Here is a 22,114-nt window from a genome sequence, read left to right on the forward strand (position 1 = left end):
GACGGGTCCGCTACCGGCCGGAGTTTGTGTCGGATTGACGAGCCGCCGCGTTGGCTTTGGCTACGAGAATCGCCTGATCAGGATCGATGTTTCCGACGGCGCGCTTTGCCTTGCGAGAAGAGCCGTAACCCGAAGACGTGCGTCGTGATAGCCAGCGCGCAAACCATGACAGCGAGAGATTTATCACGAGGTAGATCACCAAAGTGACAGCAAACAGCGTGAACAGATAGCGATTGCCCAAGGCTGCAGACAGTTGGTTCATCGTGGAGCGGATGAGTTCGTGGTAGCCGACGATATAGCCGAGCGAAGTGTCTTTGAGGAGCACAACGAGTTGCGCGACGATGATCGGAAGCATCTGCCGGAAGGCCTGCGGGAATTCAACCAGAATCTTCGATTGGAAGACCCCCATTCCGACGCTCAAAGCGGCTTCGCGCTGGCCACGCGGAAGCGAGGCAAGACCGGCGCGCAACGCCTCGCCAATCAACGTGCCGTTGTAGAGCGCGAGTGCAACAACCACTGCCCAGAACGCCCCGGTTGATGCAACGAGCAGAATGAACAGCATCATGAGCAGAACGGGCATCCCGCGCAGGAACTCGATGAGCCACGCGGTAGGGATGCGTACCCACGCGATCTCGGAGCTTCGCATAAGCGAAAAGACCATCCCAAGAGCGATCGCACCGACCGCAGCGATGGCCGCAGCCGAAAGGGTTGCTACGACACCTTCCCCGACAATCTCCCAAAACCGCAGTTGCGCGAGCGCCTCCCATCGAGACGAGTCGAACATGCCGGGAAGCGTTATGCCACCAGATTGTCGCTCAGCCGCCAAGGTGAAAATGAGCCAGACAATTGCGCCCAGAATAAGCACACCCGCGACAATCGAGCCGATGAGCGAGGCGCGGCGCGCACGGGGCCCCGGGGCATCGAAGAGAACATTTGCAGAGCTCATCGCTGCACCACCAGACGCTTTTCAAGTTGCCCCGCGACAAGGCCGAGCGGCACCGTGATCAGCAAGTACAGACCGGCCGCGGTCAGCAGGATCGGAATGACCATATTGCCGTTCGAATTCGCGAGCGCTCGCGTCACGGCGAACAGCTCAAGCACGAAGAAGCCACCGGCAACGGAGGAGTTCTTCGTGAGAGCGATGAACACGTTGATCAACGGCGGAATTGTCATGCGGAATGCCTGGGGCAAGACGATCAACGACACCGACTGTCCGAAGCCAAGGCCAATGCTTCGCGCCGCTTCTGCCTGACCGACGGGAACACCGTTGATTCCCGAGCGCAGCGCCTCTGCGACGAACGGCGAGGTGTAGTAGGTGAGGGCGAGGATCGCCAACGGCACGAACGCCCATCGCAATCCCAGAAAGGGAAGGACGAAAGCGGTGAAGAAGAAGACCAACGTCAGCGGAGTGTTTCGCGCGATCTCTGTGTAGAGGGCGGCAAACGCGTTAAGCGCAGTGACCGGCGAGATGCGCATGGCGGCAACCAAGGTGCCAGCCAGCAGGGAAAGAATCCCCGAGGCGACGAGCAACAGAAGGGTCATCCGAAAGCCCTCCCAGAAGGTAGGCCACAGACTCAGGTACTGATCCACTGGTGATCCTCTCGCGTGTCAGTAAGTGGATGCCTCGGCTCTGCACATGTGCAGAGCCGAGGCATCTGATCAATCAGTAGCGGTCGACTGCCGGCGGGTCAATGAACGGAAGAACCGTTCCCGCCGTCGCATCCCACGCAGCTTCGTAGGAACCATCTGCGTAACTGGCTTCGAGCACATCGTTGATCCACATGCGGAACTCGGTGTCATCGAGCGCAAGTCCAATTCCGTAGGGCTCGTCGGTGAAGGGCTCACCGACGACCTTGAACTCGCCCTCGTTCTGGGCAGCGAGGCCCGCGAGGATCACGTTGTCGGTTGAAACAGCAACCACGGCACCGTTACGAAGCGGCTCAAGGCAGTTCGTGTAGGTATCGGTCAGCACCGGCTCAGCGCCGATCTCGGTCAGCATCTCAGCCGGCGTAGAACCGGTGACCGAGCAAACGGGTTGCCCAACGAGGTCTTCTTCGCTGGTGATGTCGTCGTTGTCAGCCAGCACGAGGATCGACTGGCCAGCCATGTAGTACGGGCCAGCGAAGGAAACGACCTCTTTGCGAGAGTCATTGATCGTGTACGTCGCGATGACGATGTCAACTTCACCGTTCTCGATGAACGGCTCACGGTTTGCAGAAACCGCTTCGACCCACTCAATGTTCTCTTCGTCGATTCCGAGGTTCGCGGCGATGATTTTACCCATCTCGACGTCGAAGCCCTCGGGGCCGTCAAGTCCGTTCAAGCCGAACAGCGGCTGATCGAACTTCGTGCCGATCGTGATCGTGCCGGCCTCACTGAGGTCGGCCATGGTGGTGCCTTCCTCGAATTCGACCATTTCGGTATCAGCTTCGACGGTGGTGTCTTCGGCATCACTGGTGTCGCCCGCGCACGCTGTGAGTGCGAGTGCGCCGGTCACAGCCAGCGCGATAAGCGGGAGTCTCGATCGCTTCATCTCTTCGTCCTTTGCTGTTGTGGACCGCTTTCGCAGTCCGCCTCTCGGTTCTCAGCCGCTAGCAACGGCCAAGCGTTCTCAGTGCTCGAGGATCTTAGACAAGAAGTCCTGGGCGCGCTCGCTCTGGGGGTTGGTGAAGAACTCTTCCGGGGTCGCTTCTTCAACGATCGCGCCGTCCGCCATGAACAACACACGATCGGCCGCTTTTCTGGCAAAACCCATCTCGTGGGTGACGACGATCATTGTCATCCCCTCGGCGGCAAGGCCAACCATGACGTCGAGCACCTCGTTGATCATTTCCGGGTCAAGCGCACTTGTCGGCTCGTCCATCAGGATCAGTTTCGGGTTCATAGCCAGTGATCGAGCGATCGCAACACGCTGCTGCTGGCCACCCGAGAGCTGTGCAGGCATTTTCTGCGCCTGGTTCGCAATGCCAACCCGATCCAGCATCGCCATGGCCTTCTCATCAGCGGCCTTCTTCTTCATCTTGCGAACCTTGATCGGACCAAGGGTCACGTTCTCAAGGATTGTCTTGTGCGCGAAGAGGTTGAACGACTGAAAGACCATGCCAACGTCAGCGCGCAAATGGGCGAGCGCCTTGCCCTCTTCTGGCAGCTTGGCGCCATCGATGGTGATCACACCCGAGTCGATGGTCTCGAGTCGGTTGATCGCGCGACATAGTGTGGACTTGCCAGACCCTGAGGGGCCGATCACCACGACAACCTCGCCACGATTCACGGTGGTATTGATGTCTTTCAACACGTGCAAGTCGCCGTAGTGCTTGTCTACGTGCTCTATTACGACGAGCGGCTCGCCTCGTCGAACGTTGATATTCGATGCACGAGGCGCAGGCGCCGGAGATTCAGGTGTCGCCACAAGTTCACCCTAGGGGTGAAGCGCGGTTTAGACACCCGTAGTAGACGCGACCTTTACCGAGTTGTAACAGGAGTGGAACGCGAGAAGTCAGTCCGTCGATCGCTGGGCGAACGCCGTCTCGTAGAGGCACACACTTGCTGCTGTGGCGAGATTCAATGACTCCGCCGCCCCGTAGATCGGCAAGCGCAGCGCCAAATCCGCCAGCTCAAGGTGCTCGTCCTGAAGGCCCCGAGCCTCGTTCCCGAACAACCATGCTGTCGGTCCGGCCAATCGCCCGCGTGCGGCGAGAAAGTCTTCGCCCCCGACGTCGGCAGCGATTACCTGCATACCCGCTGCGTGAGCATGCTCTATTGCGGTGGGAAGCTCGACGCCCACCGCAACGGGAAGATGAAAGAGCGAGCCTGTTGTGGCACGCACGACCTTCGGGTTATACGGGTCGACCGTGCGGCCAGTGAGGACGACAGCGTCAGCGCCTACGGCGTCAGCAGCGCGGATAATCGTGCCCAGATTGCCGGGGTCTCGTATCTCTTCGCAGATGACAACAAGCTTTGGTGACGCCGCGAACACGGCGCGCACCGATGTGGGAGCCTGCCGTGCGACAGCGACGATGCCTTGCGGGGTGACGGTGTCCGCCATCGCGTCCAGCACCGACTCGGTCGTGAGAACAACCTCGAAGCCTGCGTCACGCGCGGCATCTCGAACGTCCCCATGGCGTTCCATGGCTGCCTGCGTGGCGAACAGCTCGATCACTGACTTTGGCCGATATGCGAGCGCCTCTCGGGCAGCCTGCGGTCCCTCCAGCAGAAACAGCCCAGTTTCGTGACGCGCACTGCGCTTGGTCAGCTTTGCGACGGCACGCACTCGCGGGGAACGGGGGTTTTCCAGCACACGATCACCCTATCGCGCACGGGTGTCAGCAACGCGAAAGGCGCCCTCCCCAGGGGGAGGACGCCTTTCGCAGAAAACTTACGCCTTGGGGGCGTTGACGTTCTCGGGCAGTGCGCTTTTCGCGGTCTCAACCAACGACGCAAAAGTCGCGGGATCGTTGACTGCGAGGTCGGCAAGCATACGGCGGTCAACCTGCACGCCAGCAAGGCCAAGGCCCTGAATGAAGCGGTTGTAGGTGACGCCGTTCTGGCGGGCAGCTGCGTTGATGCGCTGGATCCACAGGCGGCGGAAATCGCCCTTGCGCTTGCGCCGGTCGCGGTATGCGTAAACGAGGGAGTGAGTGACCTGCTCCTTCGCCTTGCGGTAAAGACGCGAACGCTGTCCGCGGTAACCGGATGCGCGTTCGAGGATGACGCGACGCTTCTTGTGGGCGTTTACCGCCCGCTTGACTCTAGCCATTTCTTCTACTTCCTAAATGTGTGCGTCGGTACTCAGAGACCGAGGAGCTTCTTAGCGGTCTTCGCGTCGCCGGGAGCCAGAACCTGCTCCTGGTTGAGTCGACGGGTGCGACGGCTCGACTTGCCCTCGAGGTTGTGGCGCATACCGGCCTGCTGCTTCATCAGCTTTCCGCTACCGGTCACCTTGAAGCGCTTCTTGGCACCCGAGTGGGTCTTCTGCTTCGGCATCTCTTTCTTCCTTCGTTTCACTTCCCGCGCGAGCGGGAGTCGGGATCCCGCATCGCGGGAGTGTGGGGCCCTACTCGGCGGGAGCTGAGTCGGGTGTGTCGGTGGGAGAAGCAGTGCGCGCAGAGCGTGCCGCTTCTTTGTTTGCAGCACGCTGGGCGTTCTGCTCGGTCTTCACCTCGGACTTGTTCTTGTGCGGGGCGACGACCATGACCATGTTGCGACCATCGATCGTGGGGTTCGATTCGACCGTTCCAAACTCAGCGACGTCTTCTGCGAACTTGCGAAGCAGACGCACACCCTGCTCGGGTCGTGACTGCTCACGGCCGCGGAACAAAATCATTGCTTTGACCTTGTCGCCGGCCTGCAAGAAGCCCTCAGCGCGCTTGAGTTTGGTTATGTAGTCGTGAGCTTCGATCTTCAGACGGAACCGAACCTCTTTGAGAACGGTGTTCGCCTGATTGCGTCGGGTCTCTTTAGCCTTCTGCGCGGCCTCGTACTTGAACTTCCCGTAGTCCATGATCTTGACAACGGGAGGCTTCGAGTTGGGGGCAACTTCGACCAGGTCGAGGTCGGCCTCCTGAGCGAGGCGCAGCGCGACCTCAATGCGGACGACGCCGACCTGCTCACCCGCGGGTCCTACGAGGCGGACCTCTGGGACGCGGATGCGGTCATTGGTGCGGGGATCGCTGATGCGGAACTCCTCTTCGTACTGTGAAGGCAACCACAGCACGGTTGTGATGTGGCCGAAAGAGGGTTCACTCCACCCACTCGACGCTTCTGCGCGAGCTTGCACCCGGACCCATATGTATCCACATGGCTACCCTGGCCGCATTGCGGTCGGGGCGGAGTGCTTGACCCGGTAGCCTTGAACGGCAAGCGCGGGTGGGATGAAATCCTCTTTCAGTCTGGAGCAGAACGCTCCAGAGCCTTCATGAGTTTAGCAGAGAGAGTGGCGTGGACACGATTCGAGACGATAACGGCCTGAACGGCGGCCTCGGCACGTCACCGGGAGCCACTCAAGATGATGATCGGCATGCCCATTGGGAAGCGCAGGAGCGAGCCGCCGCGTCTGCAACCCGAGATATCGCCGATGTGCCTGCTGTCGAGGTCATCACAACGGCCTCGGTGCACCTCATGAGCGCCGCAGCCGTCAAGGTCGGACTTGCCGATGATCCTGACAACCAGCGGGACCTTGACGAAGCGCGCAAGCTCATCAACGCGCTGGCAGGGCTCATCACCGCAGGGTCACCCGAGATCAGCGATATGCACGCGCGTTCGCTCCGCGACGGTCTGCGCTCACTTCAGTTGGCGTTCCGTGAGGCGTCTCTCATCGAAGACCCGATCGGCAAAGGTCCGGGCGAGAAGTGGACGGGCCCGGTCACGTAGCGGCTCCCCTAACGAGCTTGACGCTCAGCGAATCGACAAGCACCGCGATGCGATCGTCAGCGGCCCAACGAGTCGCAAGGCGAGAGAGCACAGCGTCAAGCTGATTGCGGTCTAAGCCCGCGACGAGCTCCAGCTGGACGACAAGTTCGGGTCCGCGCAGCCTCGCGGACGGATCCCCGGCGTCAACGCTCAAGTCGAGCACTGTCAGCTCGGTGCCGATGCTTGATTGCAGCGCCAGAAAGACCTCGGGTGCCGCGAAGCTCGGCTCCCAGGCGTGCCCCTGTGCGATCGCCCATACTGCAGGGCGGCGCAACACGAACTCGGTTTCGGAAGCGGGATCGATCACGATCAGGTCAGTGTCTTCGGCGGATGCCGCCAATGCGGTGCGCACCCCCTCTGATGGAACGGGTCGTGCCGCAGCATCCCATCGATTCATCGCCTCGACCGAGGTGAACACTGGCAATACTCGGCGACCATCTGGAGCTGCGACGGTGACAATCGAAAGCTCTTGAGTCTTGTCGACCGCAAGCCCGTGAGCACCGACGCCCTCATCGCCCTTCTCTGCGATCAAGGGGATGAGCAGTCGGGCCGCGCGATACGCGTCGACCACCGCTACCTGATCGCCACCACCAGCGTGAAACGCCGTGAGAGCGCTTAGAAGCGCAGGGTCGGCGGAACCATCGTCGCCGGAGTGGGGGTTGGCGTTGAAGCCTCTTCCCTCCCACGGCACACCGGCTGAATCCGCATGCGGATCGTTGCCGAACGCATTCGGAGCGTCAGTGTCCGGCGACATCCAGCGCCTCGGCCAATGTGAAAGCACCCGCGTACAAGGCTTTGCCCACAATGACTCCTTCGACACCGAGCGGTACGAGTTCACGGAGCGCGATGATGTCGTCGAGGCTAGAAACGCCCCCCGATGCCACAACAGGCTTGGGTGTGCGAGCGGTTAGTTCGCGCAAAAGCTCGATGTTCGGGCCTTGCAGCGTGCCGTCTTTCGTGACGTCGGTGACGACATAACGGCTGCAACCAGCCTCTTCGAGACGATCAAGCACCGTCCAAAGGTCGCCACCTTCGCGCGTCCATCCGCGCGCGGCAAGGGTCGTTCCGCGCACATCAAGGCCCACCGCAATGGCGTCGCCATAGCGGCTGATCGCATCGGCGGCCCACTCGGGGTTCTCGAGCGCGGCAGTGCCGAGGTTGATGCGAGCTGCACCGCTCTCGAGAGCCGCTTCGAGCGTGCGATCGTCTCGGATCCCACCGGACACCTCGACCTGCACGCCTCTGACCTGTTTGATCACCTTGCGAATGATTGCCGTGTTCGTGCCACGACCGAATGCCGCATCGAGGTCGACCAGATGAATCCAATCGGCGCCGCTACGCGCCCACTCGAGAGCGGCGTCTACGGGGTCGCCGTAGCTGGTCTCGCTGCCAGCCTCCCCTTGAGTGAGACGCACGGCTTTGCCACCGGCAACGTCAACAGCGGGCAACAGGATCAACTCGGGTGTTGACGAGAAATCGTTCATGGCTCCTTGTGCGGGAAAATCGCTGAGGCATTTACCTCCGCAGACGGCACGATTTCAGAGGGTAGTCCTGCTGAGGCCGTCGAGCCAATTGGAAAGCAATTGGATGCCTGCATCACCCGACTTCTCGGGGTGGAATTGAGTCGCAGAAAGTGGACCATTCTCTACTGCCGCGAGGAATGGGGAACCATAATCGCACCAGGTCAAGATGGGTTTCGGAAATGGCGGCTGCACGTCCAGTGTCCACTCTCGCGCGGCGAACGAATGCACAAAATAGAAGCGTTCGTCTTCTAGGCCCCGAAACAGCCGCGTGCCCTCGTCAGGGGTCACGGTGTTCCATCCCATGTGCGGCAGCACGGGTGCATCCAGCTCTGTGACAGCGCCGGGCCACTCCCCTAGTCCCTTGGAGTCTGCGCCGCGCTCGACACCGTGCTCGAACAGAACCTGCATTCCGACGCAGATTCCGAGTACCGGACGCCCCCCAGCGAGCCGACGACCGATCAGCTCGTCGCTGCGGGTTTCGCGAAGGGCATTCGCCACCGCGCTGAAGGCTCCGACCCCAGGAACAAGCAAACCGTCTGCTTCGAGCACGAGCGAGCGATCTGACGTCAGGCGTGCATCTGCACCAGCAGCGTCCAGAGCCTTCACTGCCGAGTGAACGTTGCCCGACCCGTAGTCGAGCACGGCGACGAGCGGCCTCGAAGTCACAGAGCGCCTTTCGTGCTGGGAATACCTTCGACGAGCGGGTCCAGCGCTTTGGCCTGGCGGAACGCGCGTGCGAATGCCTTGTATTCGGCTTCAGCGATGTGATGTGGGTCACGCCCCGAGATCACACGCACGTGCACGGTCAATGCCGCTTGAAACGAGATGGCCTCGAAGGTGTGGCGCACAAGCGACCCCGTGAAGTGACCACCAATCAGGTGGTGTTCGAACCCGACTGGCTCACCGGTGTGCACCAGATAGGGACGACCGCTGATGTCGACCACAGCCTGCGCCAGTGCCTCATCGAGGGGAACGAGTGCGTCGCCGTAGCGAGAAATGCCGGACTTGTCGCCGAGTGCCTGGCGAATTGCTTGACCGAGCACGATCGAAATGTCTTCCACGGTGTGGTGTGCGTCGATGTCAGTGTCACCGGACGCGCGCACCGTGAGATCGGTCAGCGAGTGCTTGGCGAACGCCGTCAACATGTGGTCGAAGAAGGGAACTGTCGTGTCGATATGACTACGGCCACTCCCGTCTAGGTTGAGTTCGAGCTCAACAGATGACTCGCTCGTGGAACGCCGGATAGACGCAGTGCGCGCGGCGAGGGAAGTAGCTTCGGTCATGACGCTGATCCTATCGACGCCAGCGCGTCCAGGAACGCGGTGGTCTCTTCTTCGGTGCCAGCGGAGACTCTCAGGTGGTGCGGAATCCCGATGTCTCGAATCAAAACACCACGATCGAACAACTGCTGCCACAACTTTGCCGGGTCGTCGACGTCGCCGAACAGTACGAAGTTCGACCACGATTCGTACGGGCGATACCCGAGCGCCTCGATCGTTGCCGAAATTCGATCTCGCTGCGCAACGATGTCGTCGACCATCTGCAGCATCGTCGGTGCATGACGAAGCGCAGCGCTTGCGGCTGCCTGAGTGAGCGCGCTCAAGTGGTACGGCAGCCGAACCAGCCGCAACGCGTCAACAACAGCAGAGTCAGCGGCGAGATAACCCACCCGCGCACCGGCAAAAGCGAACGCTTTGCTCATGGTGCGCGAGACGATAAGTCGCTCGCGACCAGGAAGCAACGTAAGCGCTGAACGCTCCTGTTGCGGCGCGAACTCGTGATACGCCTCGTCGACCACGACCATGCCGGTGGCCGCCTCATACACCGCTTCGATCACATCGAGGCTGACCGGTGTGCCCGTGGGATTGTTCGGCGAACAGAGGAAGACGACGTCAGGTTGCGCCTCTCGCACCTGAGCGGCGGCGTCGACCGCCGAAATCGAATAGTCAGGCTCTCGCCTGCCGGCGATCCACGTTGCCCCGACGCCTTGGCTGAGCAGCGGATACATCGAGTACGTCGGCGCGAAGCCAAATGCCTTTCGCCCCGGACCCGCAAAGGCTTGAAGGACGTGTTGCAACACCTCGTTGGAGCCATTCGCCGCCCAAATGTTGTCAGCTGTGAGTCCGTGACCGAGATAGTCCGCGAACCCCTCTCTCAACGCGACGAAATCGCGATCCGGATAACGATTCACTTCCCGCAGTGCCAATGCGATCGAATCCATGATGTCGTCAGCCACTTCTTGCGGCACAGGATGGGTGTTTTCGTTGACGTTCAGCGCTATCGGCAATGGTGCCTGCGGCGCTCCATAGGGCGTCAGCCCGCGTAAATCATCGCGGAGGGGGAGATCTTCCAGTCGTACACTCACTGGCCCATCGTAGGGCGTACGCCTAGGAGCCAGATGAATACTCGGCAGGCACGGCCAGTCGCTGTCCAACAAGAACATTGGCGCTGTCGAGGGCATTCAACCGCACTATGGCATCAACCACATCGCGCGGGTCTGCTGCAGGGGCCACCTCTTCAGCAATGGACCAGAGCGAGTCTCCTGATCCCACTGTCACGGTTTCGTAGGACACCGATGCCACACCAGAATCCCGAGACGCCATTGCAGCTCCTCCACTGATGGCCGCGATGCTCAATGCGATCACGAGCGGCAACGCCGCTATGGCAGCGAACACGCGCCTGCCACGCGCTGTCAGCCGCAGCTTGGTGGACTGACTCGACGTTCGCTGCGCTGATAGCGATGCCGCCGGCGAAAAGGCTGTGATGCCGATGGTGGTCATGGCTGGTCTCCTCGACTCGGAAGATTCGACTGATCGAAGATTCGCTTTGGCGAATCGACTATCTGGTCATGATGGGAATCTATATTCCGAACGTATCTTCGATGTAATTGGGTGTCAAGTGCCGTTTCTGATTTGCGAGTCTCGAACGCGACACGCGCGTTCGCTTGTACGTTCGAGAGAAGAATCCGGATACGGTTTCGATAGGAGAACCCCACCATGACCCTCCGACATTCGAAGACCGATGCTGGTCAGAGCTGCCGGAGAAACCAGACAGGAGCCGAAGATGAGCGATGCGAGTGGGCGCGATAAGCCGCAAACGCGGCGGCGCAAGAACCTCAGCGACAAGCAGATGGCGATCCTCGAGGTCATCCAGCGTGCGATCGCTCGCAACGGGTATCCGCCGAGCATGCGTGAGATTGGAGATGCCGTCGGCTTGAAGTCGCTCTCTAGCGTCACTCACCAGCTCAACCAGCTGGAGTTGAGCGGATACCTGCGACGCGACGCTGGAAAGACTCGCGCGATGGAGGTCCTTATCGATCTTCCCGGCACCGCCACAGAGAATCCCGCCGACAGTGCACCCGCTGTCGGCGACGCTGCGATGGTTCCTCTGGTCGGCCGCATCGCCGCAGGCGTGCCAATTACCGCCGAACAGCACGTCGAGGAGATTTTCCCGCTCCCCCGTCAACTCGTCGGGAAGGGCGACCTCTTCATGCTCAAGGTTTCGGGCGACTCAATGATTGACGCAGCAATCTGCGACGGCGACTGGGTAGTCGTGCGTTCGCAGAACGTGGCCGACAACGGCGATATTGTTGCCGCAATGCTCGATGAAGAGGCAACGGTCAAGACGTTTCGCCAGCGAGATGGCCACACCTGGCTGTTGCCGCGCAATTCTGCGTTCGAACCGATCCTGGGCGACGATGCCGTCGTTCTCGGCAAAGTAGTTGCGGTGTTACGCGCCGTCTGACCCCCTCCACTAGTCTGGCGGCACCAAGATTTTAGGGGGCATGCCATGGCAACAGAGGTCGAGAAGCTACGCGCTGAGCTAGAGGAGCTGCGACAAGAGAACGCAGCACTCAAAACAGCATCACCAGAACCTGCTGCCACGGTGCGGTCGACGCCCGCGAAGTCGCGAGCGGGGTGGTGGCGCGCAGCACTATCGGCCTTCTGCATCATCCTCGCCGGCTTCATGGTGCCGGTTTCGGTCGTTGCCAGTTGGGCGCGTGTTGAGCTCGTCAGCGAAGATGCCTTCGTCGCCACCTTCGCGCCGCTCGCTGATGACCCCGGTGTGCAGGCTCTGATCATCGATGAGGCGGTCACCGCCATCGATGCCTCCATCGACGTCGAGACCTACACCGACAGCTTGTTCGACGGGATCGCAACGCTTGATCTGCCTCCCGCCGCGCTCACCGCGCTGAATCTGCTTCGAGCTCCCGCGGCATCCGGCGTCCAGAGCCTGATTGAAACTGGTGTGACTAAGGCCGTCGAGTCAGACGCGTTTGCCAGTGTCTGGCGTACCGCTTTGGTGGCTAGCCACCGGGCGCTGATAGCGACTGCCACCGCGGACGATACGGATGGCATCGTCACAATCGCCAATGATGGCACCCTCGCCATTCAGCTCGGTCCTATCGTTGAAGAGCTCAAGTCGCAGATGGTCGAGCAGGGAATCGGCGTCGCCAGTTTGATTCCCGCAATTTCAACCTCAATCGATATCGTGCAAAGTGACGCACTGGTGCTGGTAGGCACCATATATGCCATTGCCGTCGCGGTGGGCTGGTGGCTGCCGGTGGTCTGCCTCGCTCTCTTCGCCATCGGCATTGCGCTTGCCCGCCGTCGCTCTGTCGCGGTACTGGGCACCGGCATCGCAATAGCGATCGGCTCTGGACTTCTCGCAGCGGGATTCGCAGGCGCAAATGCCGTGCTCGGTATCAACGCCTCGGCTCTGGGCATTCCCACCGACACGCTGAGCACAATCTTCTACGCCGTGGTTGGCGCTATGCAAGACACGGCTGTGGTGCTCGCCTTCCTCGGCGTCGTTATCGCAGTCTCGGGTTGGCTGGCCGGTCGATCGCGCCACGCCGCACGAGCCCGCGCTTTCAGTGGGACGCTCTCAACCGCTGCCCGTGGTTCGCTGCAGCGCAACGGTCTGAACACCGGTCGATTCGGCGAGTGGATGTTCCAGCAGCGCCTACTGGTGCGCGCCATCATCCTCGTACTCGCTGTGTTGCTCGTGTTCGCGTTGCGGCCTCTCTCCATCGGCGACATCCTGTTGGTGGTGGTGCTCGCACTCGTTGCCTGGCTCGCCGCGACGCTGGTACAGCGGACTCCCGATGATGTGGCAGCCTCACCGCAGAGTGACCTCGACGATCCAGGCGGAGCAGGCGACACTCTCGTCCTCGACGACGCAGTGGCACCAGATGCAGACCTGGTGGCTGCGACGCCAAGCAACGCAGAAACGCAGAAACTCTCGTAACACATCGAAAAGGGGTGGATGCCGCAGCTTCGTCGCTGCGGCATCCACCCCTTTCGTGTTAGCTCAGCTATCTGTAGTCACGCCGGCATCGCGGAGCACAGCGAGCACCGTGTCGTGATTGTTGAACGCGTAAAGATGAATCCCGGGTGCGCCACCGGCAAGCACCTCGCGCACGAGAGCCGATGCATGTGCGATCCCGATCTGCTTCTGTCCTTCGACGGTCGGTTCAACCTCAAGCGCAACGGACAGCTCAGCGGGCATCGGTTCGCCGCTTAGCTCGATGGTGCGGCGCAACCGAGCCGGTGAGGTGACCGGCATGACGCCCGGCAGGATCGGAATGGTGACGCCAGCAGCTCTCGAACGTTGCACGAAAGCGAGGTAGTCATCGGCGTGAAAGAACAGTTGCGTAATAGCGAGGGTCGCGCCTGCTGCCTGCTTGGCGAGGAGAGCATCGATGTGTTCACTGGCGTAGCGCGAGCGTGGGTGCCCGTTGGGGAATGCTGCAACAGCGATGTCTACGCTTTCGCGACGCGCTACTCGCGCTGCACCAGGCACTCCAGGGACAGGTTCTTCACGATAAGGGGTACGTTCCGCCTGCACCCGATCGATCAGCTGCACAAGCTGCGCTGCGCTTTCTAGGTCTCCCAAGAATTGGTCGTCTTCGCTGACGCCAGGCGGCGGGTCACCCCGCAACGCGAGAAAGCTCCCGATTCCCGCATCAAGAAATTCACGAATCAGCGCGTTAGTCGTCTCGTATGTGCTGCCCACGCAGGTCAGATGGGCAAGCGGCTCCACATTGGTCTCATTGAGGATGTGCGTCAATAGTTCGAGCGAACGCCCACCCGTCGTGCCTCCGGCGCCATAGGTAACCGAGATGAAACGTGGATTCACCGTCGCCAGGCGCTGGATCGTCTGATGAAGATGTGGCCACGCTGCCTCGGAACGGGGCGGGTACACCTCAAAAGAGATCGGCACAGGTGGTGCACTCAGGTCGATTGACATCGTGTGATCTTCGGGTCGAAGGACGAATTCGGGCCGGACGGCCGCGGACACATACCCGGGCCAAACCCGAAAAGCTGTGTCATCGCAGGCGGGTGCCGGGCTCGGCTGTCGCTCCATTGCCGTCGGTGTTCCATGAGAGAAAACGTCGGGCGACGATGGTTCCACGGTACCGGAAGGGGCAATACGCGTCGCCACATGTGTCACCGTGTTTCGCTTTCGCCTACCGTGGAAGGGTGACCACCTCGCTCCCCTACGGCACTTGGCCGTCTCCGCTCACCGCAGCATCTGTCTCTACGGCATCTCCGCGACTCGAAGGCGCGCAATTCGTGGGCGAGGACGTGTGGTGGGGGCAGTCTGTGGCGGCTGAAGGCGGACGGACGACGGTGATGCGGCAAAGGGCGGCCGCTCCCCCAGAATCGATGCTCGCCGCACCATGGAATGCTCGCTCGAGCGTGCACGAGTACGGCGGAGGCGCCTGGGCTACGAGCAATGAGGGCGTTCTCGTGTTCGTGGAGAAGACGGATCAACGTGTCTGGCTCGTAGAACCCGGCAGCGAACCTCAGGCTCTCACCCCGGAGTCGGGAGGCTATCGCTTCGGCGGGCTGAGCATGCAGCACGGTCGCTTGTTGGCGATCCGCGAAACGCACGGTGATTCGCCCACTCCGCTGCGCGACATCGTAGAGATCTCAATGGATGCTTCGCCTGCCCGCGACGGCAGCACTGTCACCGTACTCGCGAGCCGCAGCACGTTCGTTGCGCAACCCGCGCTGTCGCCAGACGGCACAATGCTGGCGTGGGTCGCGTGGGACCACCCCCACATGCCGTGGGACGAAACCCAGTTGCGGCTAAAGCCCCTGAGCGCAGGCCTCGATGACTACATCATGGTTGCAGGCGGCAACGGCAGCGCGCCGCTACAACCGGTGTGGACTTCTCCGTCGGAACTCACATACACCGACGACGAATCAGGCCGCTGGAACCTCATGCGAGTGTCTGCTGCGCTACCGGGCACCGCTCCACGCGCTCTCGCACCGGCGAATGCCGACACGGGCGGCGGATTGTGGGTGCTCGGGCTTCGATGGTTCGGGGTGCTGGCTGATGGCCGCATCGTGGCCATCAGAACCAACGGCAGCGACGAGGTAGCGGTGATCGACACTGATGGCACCGCGACTGCGCTGCCAGTCGATGTCATGGCCAACACTGTCATTGAAGCAACCCGTGGCAGCGAGGTGCTGATCTCGACGGTAGCCGCAGATGGCAGCGCGGCAATCTGGCGCGTCGACATCGATCAGCCAGCACGAGCCGCGCGGGTCGCTGGGAGTGCCCCTACCTGGGGCGAACAATGGATGCCACGCGCGCGCCCATTCGTCGTCGAGGGCGCGCGCGGCCCGGTGTACTCATTCGATTACCCCCCGACGAACCCCAATGTGCACGCGCCAGCGAACGAGCGCCCACCATATGTCGTGTTCGTTCACGGCGGTCCAACAAGTCACGTGGGCGGCGCAGCATCCGGAAAGATCGCCTACCTCACCAGCCGTGGAATCGGCGTGCTCGACGTGAACTACGGCGGTTCGACAGGCTATGGGCGCGTGTATCGAGAACGATTGCTCGGGCAGTGGGGCGTCGTAGACGTGGAAGATGTAATCGTGGCAGCTCAAGGACTCGCCGAGGCCGACATCGCCGATCCGCGGCGCCTCGCGATCGCGGGCGGATCCGCGGGCGGATGGACGGTGCTGTGCGCGCTCGCACAATCCGACGTTTTCGGCGCGGGGATCAGCCGCTACGGTGTCGCCGACCTTCGCCGTCTCGCAGAAGATACCCACGACTTTGAAGCCCGCTACCTCGACAGCATGGTCGGGCCCCTGCCGGAGGCTGAGCAGCTGTACATTGATCGATCGCCGCTGTCACACCTTGACGAGTTCACGACGCCCCTGTTGATCGAGCAGGGACTGGACGACCTTGTAGTGCCACCTTCGCAATCCGAAGCGGTGCGCGATGCGCTCGCCGGCGCGGGTGTTGCACACGCCTACCTCGCATTCGAGGGCGAGGGCCACGGCTTCCGGCGCGCGGAGACCATTGTCGCCACGCTCGAAGCCGAAATCGCTTTTCTCGGTGCCGTCTTCGACTTCGTGCCGCCTGATGTCGCGCCGATCGAACTCAACTAGCGTCGGCGCGGTCTAGTGCACGAATTCTGCGAGCCGCGCAGCAAGATGGCTTCCGACGCGTGCGTGAATCGCGGTGCCAGTCTCTTCGTGGCGCTGGTCGAGAATCATGCCATGCTCATGAATGGCCGACACCAAATCTCCTCTGTCGTACGGAACAAGAACATTCAGTTCGACGGCGGGCAGTGGAAGCGCAGCTTCGATGGCGGCGCGCAGATCATCGATTCCCTCGCCAGAACGCGAGGACACAAAGACTGATTTCGGCTCCAGCCCGCGCAGAACGAGCCGTGTGTCTTCGTCGATCAGGTCTGCCTTGTTGAATACGACGAGCTCGGGAAGGTCGCGTGCGCCGACGTCGCCGATCACATCGCGCACAGTGGCGAGTTGAGCAGCAGGGTCGGGATGCGACCCGTCGACGACGTGCACAATGACGTCGGATGCGCCCACTTCTTCGAGGGTCGAACGAAAGGCTTCCACCAATTGGTGCGGCAAATTGCGAACGAATCCCACCGTGTCAGTGAGGGTAAAGATGCGCCCGTCTGCCGTGATCGAGCGCCGCACTGTTGCATCCAGAGTTGCGAACAGCGCGTTCTCCACCAAGACACCCGCGCTGGTCAGGCGGTTGAGCAAGCTGGATTTACCGGCGTTGGTGTAGCCAGCGATCGCCACCGAGGGGATCGTGTTGCGCTTGCGTTCAGCACGCTTGGCGTCGCGAGCCGGTGCGAAGTCACGGATTTGACGACGCAGTTGCGCCATCTTCGTTCGAATGCGACGGCGATCGAGCTCGATCTTGGTCTCACCCGGGCCGCGGGAGCCCATACCGGCGCCGCCGGCGCCGACCTGTCCACCGGCCTGACGGCTCATCGAGTCACCCCAGCCGCGCAGGCGCGGAAGCAAATACTCAAGCTGCGCCAGCTCGACCTGAGCTTTACCCTCACGGCTCTTCGCGTGCTGGCTGAAAATGTCGAGAATGACCGTGGTGCGATCGATCACCTTGACCTTCACCACGTCTTCAAGCGCGCGCCGCTGGCTGGGCGCTAGTTCGGTGTCGGCAATGACCGTGTCGGCTCCTACCGCCGCGACGATGCCTCGCAGCTCTTCAGCCTTGCCGCTGCCGATATAAGTCGCAGGATCGGGGTGAGGGCGACGTTGAAGCACCGCATCGAGCACCACTGCCCCGGCTGTCTCTGCCAGTGCCGCCAGCTCACGCAGCGAGTTCTCGGCGTCTTCTTGCTCGCCTTGGGGATGCACGCCGACGAGAACCACATTTTCGAGGCGAAGCTGGCGGTATTCCACCTCAGTGACATCTTCGAGTTCCGTGGAAAGGCCAGGGATGCGACGGAGTGCGGCCCGTTCTTCTCGATCCCACTGATCGCCGTCGTTGGAGGTATGACCGACCGTGGCATCGTCTTGGAGAGCCTGCGCCCCACCGAACACTCGCACACCGGACCGCGCCTCGGCACGTGCCAGCACTCGGTCCACCGGATCGATACTGGTGTCGTCGGTGCCTGTCGGCGCGGTGGTATCGGTCATGGGTTCCTTTCGTTGTGCCTCTCCAGAAGCATCCGTAACTCTAGCCTCCCGCACTGAGCGTTACCTCCGCTACGATCTGAAGCCATGGGCAGTGACCACTACTTCAGCGCGTCACCCGGCAGTGCTGAGAAACTTCGCCGCATCAACGTGACTCTTGACGGTCACGAGGTTGCCGTGACCACAGCCGGGGGAATCTTCAGTCCCGACCACATTGATACCGGTACGGCGGTATTGCTCTCCCACACGCCACCGCCCCCGCCCGGGGGCAATCTGCTCGATCTCGGGTGCGGCTGGGGGCCCATCTCGCTGACGCTCGCAATGCAAGCGCCACACGCCACCGTGTGGGCAGTAGACGTGAATGAGCGTGCCCTCGATCTGGTTCGTCAGAATGCCGAGGAACTCGGCCTATCGAATGTGAACGCCGTACTGCCCGACGATGTTCCCGACGATGTGCTCTTTCGCACTATCCGCTCGAACCCGCCCATCCGTGTGGGAAAGAACGAACTGCACGCCCTTCTGCAGCGATGGATCCCACGGTTGGAAGAGCGCTCGGATGCGTGGCTAGTGGTACAGCGGAATCTCGGCTCAGACTCGCTACAGCGCTGGCTCGCCGCCACGTTCGAAACCGGCTTCAGCGTGCACCGCTCGTCGACGGCCAAAGGCTTCAGAGTGCTGAAAGTGAGACACCACGGTTCCCCGGTGAGCGAACCAATTCCGCTGCCCTAGCCAATCGCTAGGCAAGTGCGACTTCCCCCGAGTACACCAGGGTTGCCGGCCCCGAGAGCAGCACGTGCTGCTCGCTTCCAACGTAAGACATGCGAACGCCAAGGGTTCCGCCAGGAACCTTGACACTCCAGTGGTCGGGCGCCGCCGGGCCCGCCCAATGTCGCACCGCGAGAGCGGCTGCTGCCACCCCAGTGCCACAGCTCAGAGTTTCCCCGACGCCACGTTCGAAGACGCGCATCGTGATCGAGGCCACACCGTTGTGCACCAGCGGGTCGCCGGGCACCACGAACTCGATGTTCGCGCCGTGCGAGGGCTGTGGATGCATCTGCGGCTGCGCCGCAAGGTCAAGGCCCGCGAGTTCTTCTTCGTCGGGCAGCGCCACCACGACGTGAGGGTTTCCGACGTCAATGCCCAACCCGGGGCGGGGTGCTCCTCCACCGCGAACGCGCACGAGCACGTCAGCGGTGTCTACCGTCCACGCGCCCAAGTCGACCTCATAGCCGTTGTCCGCGCGCGTGACGGCTTTAATACCGGAGCGCGTGCCGATGTCGAGCGGTTCCGTGCCGAGGGTCACGAGCCCTGCCTGCACCAGGTAGTGCACAAACACTCGGATGCCATTGCCGCACATCTCTGCCTTGGATCCGTCGGCGTTGCGGTAGTCCATGAACCATTCGGCTCCGGATGCTGCCGACGTCGCGCCATCATCGGTTGCGCTAGATCTGACTACTCGCAGAATGCCGTCGGCGCCGATTCCGAAACGGCGGTCGCACAACACCGCAATCTGGTCGTCGCTCAGCGACAATTGACCGTCAGGGTCGGAGACGATGACGAAATCGTTGCCGGTGCCGTGACCTTTGGTAAACGCGATGGATGGCATGACCCAAGTCTAGGCAGTCACGCGACAATCGCCGGGCGCATGAGAGCCTGCAATCTCGTGAGATTACGCGTATGAGGCGTCATCGAGCAGCTGTTGCACTGGGTAGCCAGGCGCGACCCATTGCAGCTGTGAGTACCGCTTGAACCATGACACCTGGCGGCGGGCATAGCGACGCGTGAGAGTCTGCGTCTGCGCAATCGCTTCGGCCTGGGTAAGTTCGCCCTGCAACTGTGCAAGAGCCTGCGCGTAGCCGATGGCGCGGCGCGCCGTCACACCCTGCTCAAGGCCCTGCTCGCGCAGCTTCGTCACCTCATCGAGAATCCCGTCTTGCCACATTGCCTCGACTCGAGCGTCGAGGCGCGGAACTAGCTCGTCGCGCGGCACCGCGACGCCGACAAGACGCGTGTGCTCATGCCAGAGCACCGGGGCCTCGGGAAGGGAGGCCCCGTGTGTCGTAGAGCCCTGAGCCAGTACCTCGAGTGCGCGGACAACGCGACGACCATTCTTAGGATCAATGCGCGCTGCCGTCACAGGATCGGCCGCGCGCAGCCTTGCAAAAAGCACCCCTGGACCTTGCGCAGTCAACTCGGCTTCAAGCTGTGCTCGTAGAGCTTCGTCGTGAGGCGGGAACTGGAAGTCGAAGATGACGCTAGACACGTAGAGTCCCGAGCCGCCGACCAGAATCGCGTCCGCACCTCGCGCATGGATATCGGCGATTACTTCTCGTGCCGTCGGCTGGTACCAGGCAACGGCCGCGTCTTCGGTGACGTCGAGCGATTCGAACAGATGGTGCGCGATTCCACGGCGCTCGTGAGGCGGGAGTTTTGCGGTACCGATGTTCATTCCGCGGTACAGCTGCATTGCATCAGCGTTGAGGATCTCGGCCGGCCGGCCGGTCCGCGCGAGGGCTTCAGCGAGCTCAAGAGATAGAGCGGTCTTGCCCGTGCCCGTAGCACCGACAACCCCCCACACTGCCGCTGAGGCGGCTCGGGGATCGCCAGGACCCGTTTGCGCGCCGCTCACTCTCCGACGCGCAGCGACGGAAGACCGAGCGACACCGCGCGTGGCGTTGCCTCAGCAGGTGCAGAAGACGGCACACCGCAGGACTCGACCTGGGTGCGATCCCACGCATCACCGGAGCGTGTACGGCGAATACGCAGCGGCGCTCCGTCCGGCGAATCTGCGAGCAGATGGTACGGCGCAGCATGCGTCACGACGACGGTAACAACGTCGCCGGGTCGTGGACGCTCCGATCCCTCAGGCAGCTCGAAGTGCACGAGTCTGTTGTCTTCGGCACGACCGGTGAGGCGGTGCGTTGCCGCATCTTTCTTGCCATCTGACGTCGAGACAAGCACTCGCACTTCGCGGCCGACCTGCTTTTGATTCTCTTCTGTGGAGATCCGGTCCTGCAACGCCAGCAACCGCTCATAGCGCTCTTGCACGACCTCTTTCGGAACCTGGTCGGGCATTGTCGCTGCTGGAGTGCCTTCACGAATCGAGTATTGGAAGGTGAACGCGCTTGTGAAGCGTGCGGCTTCGACGACCCGCATGGTCTCGTTGAAGTCTTCTTCGGTTTCGCCGGGAAAGCCGACGATGATGTCGGTGGTAATCGCCGCGTCAGGCATCTGCGCACGCACCCGGTCAAGGATGCCAAGAAACTTGTCGCTACGGTACGAGCGACGCATCGCCTTGAGAATCCGATCACTGCCGGACTGCAACGGCATGTGCAACTGAGGCATAACGGCCGGTGTCTCTGCCATGGCGTCGATCACATCGTCTGTGAAAGCCGCAGGATGCGGGCTCGTGAAACGAATGCGCTCGAGCCCCTCAATGGCTCCTGCCGCACGGAGGAGCTTGCCGAAAGCCAGGCGGTCACCGAACTCGACTCCGTAAGAGTTGACGTTCTGCCCGAGCAGCGTCACTTCGGTAGCGCCGTCTTCGACAAGCAGGCGGGTCTCATTGAGAATGTCGCCGGGACGGCGATCCTTCTCTTTTCCTCGCAAGCTGGGCACGATGCAGAAAGTGCAGGTGTTGTTGCATCCAACAGATATCGATACCCAACCGCTGTAGACGCTCTCACGCTTGGTAGGGAGGGTCGAGGGGAACACCTCGAGCGACTCGAGAATCTCGAACTCGGCCTCGCCGTTATGACGGGCGCGTTCAAGCAGACTCGGCAGCGAACCCATGTTGTGGGTCCCGAAGACCACATCAACCCACGGCGCTTTCGTCTGCACAGCGTCTTTGTCCATCTGCGCCATACAGCCACCGACGGCGATCTGCATGCCCTCGTGCTTGTCTTTGCGCGACTTCAAGTGCCCAAGCGTCCCGTAGAGCTTGCCCGCGGCGTTATCGCGCACTGCACAGGTGTTGATCACGATGACGTCTGCCTCGACGCCTGGATCCGCCCGCACATAGCCAGCGCTGTCGAGCGAGCCGGAAAGCCGCTCGGAGTCGTGGACATTCATCTGGCAACCGAAGGTGCGCACTTCATAAGTGCGGGTTCGGCCATCGACGCCGACAGCTGCCTCGGAGGGCGCGATCAACGTCGGGGAACTTGATGGGGTCGACATGATGTATGCCATTCTACGAGCCGAGAGTGTGTACCGGCTGATGCCCGCGACGGGTAGCGGCTTTCC

Annotated in this window: 24 protein-coding genes; 5 read left to right on the forward strand and 19 right to left on the reverse strand. The window is 61.8% G+C overall.

The features are described 5' to 3' along the window. Positions 1 to 10 precede the first annotated feature (10 nt). The 8 genes from AB0O81_RS02530 to infC all read right to left on the reverse strand — a co-directional run bounded on the left by AB0O81_RS02530 (position 11) and on the right by infC (position 5,674). On the reverse strand, positions 11 to 946 hold the full coding sequence (locus AB0O81_RS02530; RefSeq protein ID WP_363580936.1) for an amino acid ABC transporter permease: 936 nt from the start codon (positions 944 to 946) through the stop codon (positions 11 to 13). After that, positions 943 to 1,590 carry an amino acid ABC transporter permease gene (locus AB0O81_RS02535; RefSeq protein ID WP_363580938.1) on the reverse strand — a complete coding sequence of 216 codons (648 nt, stop codon included), beginning with the start codon at positions 1,588 to 1,590 and terminating at the stop codon, positions 943 to 945. The genes AB0O81_RS02530 and AB0O81_RS02535 overlap by 4 nt, the downstream gene beginning before the upstream one ends. Positions 1,591 to 1,663: 73 nt before the next feature. After that, positions 1,664 to 2,533 (reverse strand): glutamate ABC transporter substrate-binding protein, encoded by an 870-nt coding sequence (locus AB0O81_RS02540; RefSeq protein ID WP_363580940.1) that lies wholly within the window; start codon positions 2,531 to 2,533, stop codon positions 1,664 to 1,666. 78 nt (positions 2,534 to 2,611) lie between these two features. After that, complete coding sequence (locus AB0O81_RS02545; RefSeq protein ID WP_363581737.1) at positions 2,612 to 3,364, reverse strand: amino acid ABC transporter ATP-binding protein; 753 nt, start codon at positions 3,362 to 3,364, stop codon at positions 2,612 to 2,614. A 132-nt stretch (positions 3,365 to 3,496) separates the two neighbouring features. Next, complete coding sequence (locus AB0O81_RS02550) at positions 3,497 to 4,297, reverse strand: RNA methyltransferase (protein WP_363580942.1); 801 nt, start codon at positions 4,295 to 4,297, stop codon at positions 3,497 to 3,499. A 78-nt stretch (positions 4,298 to 4,375) separates the two neighbouring features. Continuing rightward, on the reverse strand, positions 4,376 to 4,756 hold the full coding sequence (gene rplT / locus AB0O81_RS02555; protein ID WP_337338707.1) for a 50S ribosomal protein L20: 381 nt from the start codon (positions 4,754 to 4,756) through the stop codon (positions 4,376 to 4,378). Between the two features lie 32 nt (positions 4,757 to 4,788). Further along, positions 4,789 to 4,983: a 50S ribosomal protein L35 gene (gene rpmI / locus AB0O81_RS02560; protein ID WP_337338708.1), complete on the reverse strand. Its 195-nt coding sequence runs from the start codon at positions 4,981 to 4,983 to the stop codon at positions 4,789 to 4,791. Positions 4,984 to 5,053: 70 nt separating this feature from the next. Further along, positions 5,054 to 5,674, reverse strand: coding sequence for a translation initiation factor IF-3 (infC, locus tag AB0O81_RS02565; RefSeq protein WP_363581739.1), 621 nt, complete (start codon positions 5,672 to 5,674; stop codon positions 5,054 to 5,056). Positions 5,675 to 5,964: 290 nt separating this feature from the next. On the opposite strand from infC, the gene AB0O81_RS02570 reads away from it, so the two are divergent. Beyond that, the gene (locus AB0O81_RS02570; RefSeq protein ID WP_363581741.1) at positions 5,965 to 6,369 is read left to right on the forward strand and encodes a DUF1844 domain-containing protein; all 405 of its coding nucleotides are present in this window, start codon (positions 5,965 to 5,967) and stop codon (positions 6,367 to 6,369) included. On the opposite strand, the gene AB0O81_RS02575 is transcribed toward AB0O81_RS02570, so the two are convergent. From AB0O81_RS02575 to AB0O81_RS02600, 6 genes are read right to left on the reverse strand one after another with little or no spacing between them, the layout of a single operon-like run. Next, the gene (locus AB0O81_RS02575; protein ID WP_363580945.1) at positions 6,362 to 7,162 is read right to left on the reverse strand and encodes an SseB family protein; all 801 of its coding nucleotides are present in this window, start codon (positions 7,160 to 7,162) and stop codon (positions 6,362 to 6,364) included. The two genes, AB0O81_RS02570 and AB0O81_RS02575, sit on opposite strands and share 8 nt — an antisense overlap. Continuing rightward, complete coding sequence (priA, locus tag AB0O81_RS02580; RefSeq protein ID WP_363580947.1) at positions 7,146 to 7,892, reverse strand: bifunctional 1-(5-phosphoribosyl)-5-((5-phosphoribosylamino)methylideneamino)imidazole-4-carboxamide isomerase/phosphoribosylanthranilate isomerase PriA; 747 nt, start codon at positions 7,890 to 7,892, stop codon at positions 7,146 to 7,148. The genes AB0O81_RS02575 and priA overlap by 17 nt, the downstream gene beginning before the upstream one ends. Before the next feature lie 54 nt (positions 7,893 to 7,946). After that, complete coding sequence (hisH, locus tag AB0O81_RS02585; RefSeq protein ID WP_363580949.1) at positions 7,947 to 8,597, reverse strand: imidazole glycerol phosphate synthase subunit HisH; 651 nt, start codon at positions 8,595 to 8,597, stop codon at positions 7,947 to 7,949. Next, positions 8,594 to 9,214, reverse strand: coding sequence for an imidazoleglycerol-phosphate dehydratase HisB (gene hisB / locus AB0O81_RS02590; RefSeq protein WP_363580951.1), 621 nt, complete (start codon positions 9,212 to 9,214; stop codon positions 8,594 to 8,596). The genes hisH and hisB overlap by 4 nt, the downstream gene beginning before the upstream one ends. Further along, positions 9,211 to 10,296 carry a histidinol-phosphate transaminase gene (locus tag AB0O81_RS02595; protein WP_363580953.1) on the reverse strand — a complete coding sequence of 362 codons (1,086 nt, stop codon included), beginning with the start codon at positions 10,294 to 10,296 and terminating at the stop codon, positions 9,211 to 9,213. The genes hisB and AB0O81_RS02595 overlap by 4 nt, the downstream gene beginning before the upstream one ends. A 22-nt stretch (positions 10,297 to 10,318) precedes the next feature. Continuing rightward, entirely contained in the window at positions 10,319 to 10,711 is a 393-nt protein-coding gene (locus AB0O81_RS02600) for a LysM peptidoglycan-binding domain-containing protein (RefSeq protein WP_363580955.1), read from the reverse strand. A gap of 283 nt (positions 10,712 to 10,994) precedes the next feature. Here AB0O81_RS02600 and lexA point away from each other — a divergent pair, with 283 nt between their 5' ends. Both lexA and AB0O81_RS02610 read left to right on the forward strand, forming a co-directional pair. Next, complete coding sequence (gene lexA / locus AB0O81_RS02605) at positions 10,995 to 11,675, forward strand: transcriptional repressor LexA (protein ID WP_363580957.1); 681 nt, start codon at positions 10,995 to 10,997, stop codon at positions 11,673 to 11,675. Between the two features lie 45 nt (positions 11,676 to 11,720). Further along, the gene (locus AB0O81_RS02610) at positions 11,721 to 13,181 is read left to right on the forward strand and encodes a hypothetical protein (RefSeq protein WP_363580959.1); all 1,461 of its coding nucleotides are present in this window, start codon (positions 11,721 to 11,723) and stop codon (positions 13,179 to 13,181) included. 63 nt (positions 13,182 to 13,244) lie between these two features. On the opposite strand, the gene AB0O81_RS02615 is transcribed toward AB0O81_RS02610, so the two are convergent. Next, positions 13,245 to 14,183, reverse strand: coding sequence for a methylenetetrahydrofolate reductase (locus tag AB0O81_RS02615; RefSeq protein WP_363580961.1), 939 nt, complete (start codon positions 14,181 to 14,183; stop codon positions 13,245 to 13,247). Positions 14,184 to 14,416: 233 nt separating this feature from the next. Between AB0O81_RS02615 and AB0O81_RS02620 the strand changes: the two genes are divergently transcribed. Continuing rightward, positions 14,417 to 16,345 (forward strand): prolyl oligopeptidase family serine peptidase, encoded by a 1,929-nt coding sequence (locus AB0O81_RS02620; RefSeq protein ID WP_363580963.1) that lies wholly within the window; start codon positions 14,417 to 14,419, stop codon positions 16,343 to 16,345. 12 nt (positions 16,346 to 16,357) lie between these two features. Here the strand turns inward: AB0O81_RS02620 and hflX are convergent, their stop codons facing one another. Further along, positions 16,358 to 17,875, reverse strand: a complete 1,518-nt coding sequence (hflX, locus tag AB0O81_RS02625) for a GTPase HflX (RefSeq protein ID WP_363580965.1) — start codon at positions 17,873 to 17,875, stop codon at positions 16,358 to 16,360. A gap of 84 nt (positions 17,876 to 17,959) precedes the next feature. Between hflX and AB0O81_RS02630 the strand changes: the two genes are divergently transcribed. Further along, on the forward strand, positions 17,960 to 18,601 hold the full coding sequence (locus tag AB0O81_RS02630) for a methyltransferase (RefSeq protein WP_363580967.1): 642 nt from the start codon (positions 17,960 to 17,962) through the stop codon (positions 18,599 to 18,601). A 7-nt stretch (positions 18,602 to 18,608) separates the two neighbouring features. Here AB0O81_RS02630 and dapF read toward each other — a convergent pair whose 3' ends face one another. From dapF to miaB, 3 genes are all read right to left on the reverse strand, one after another. Further along, positions 18,609 to 19,478: a diaminopimelate epimerase gene (gene dapF / locus AB0O81_RS02635; protein WP_363580969.1), complete on the reverse strand. Its 870-nt coding sequence runs from the start codon at positions 19,476 to 19,478 to the stop codon at positions 18,609 to 18,611. Positions 19,479 to 19,541: 63 nt separating this feature from the next. Then, positions 19,542 to 20,501: a tRNA (adenosine(37)-N6)-dimethylallyltransferase MiaA gene (gene miaA / locus AB0O81_RS02640; RefSeq protein WP_363580971.1), complete on the reverse strand. Its 960-nt coding sequence runs from the start codon at positions 20,499 to 20,501 to the stop codon at positions 19,542 to 19,544. Further along, positions 20,498 to 22,048, reverse strand: coding sequence for a tRNA (N6-isopentenyl adenosine(37)-C2)-methylthiotransferase MiaB (gene miaB, locus AB0O81_RS02645; protein WP_363580973.1), 1,551 nt, complete (start codon positions 22,046 to 22,048; stop codon positions 20,498 to 20,500). Before miaB ends, miaA begins: the two co-directional genes overlap by 4 nt. Positions 22,049 to 22,114 lie beyond the last annotated feature (66 nt).

The sequence above is a fragment of the Microbacterium sp. NPDC076911 genome (assembly GCF_040687125.1).
Taxonomy (GTDB): domain Bacteria; phylum Actinomycetota; class Actinomycetes; order Actinomycetales; family Microbacteriaceae; genus Microbacterium.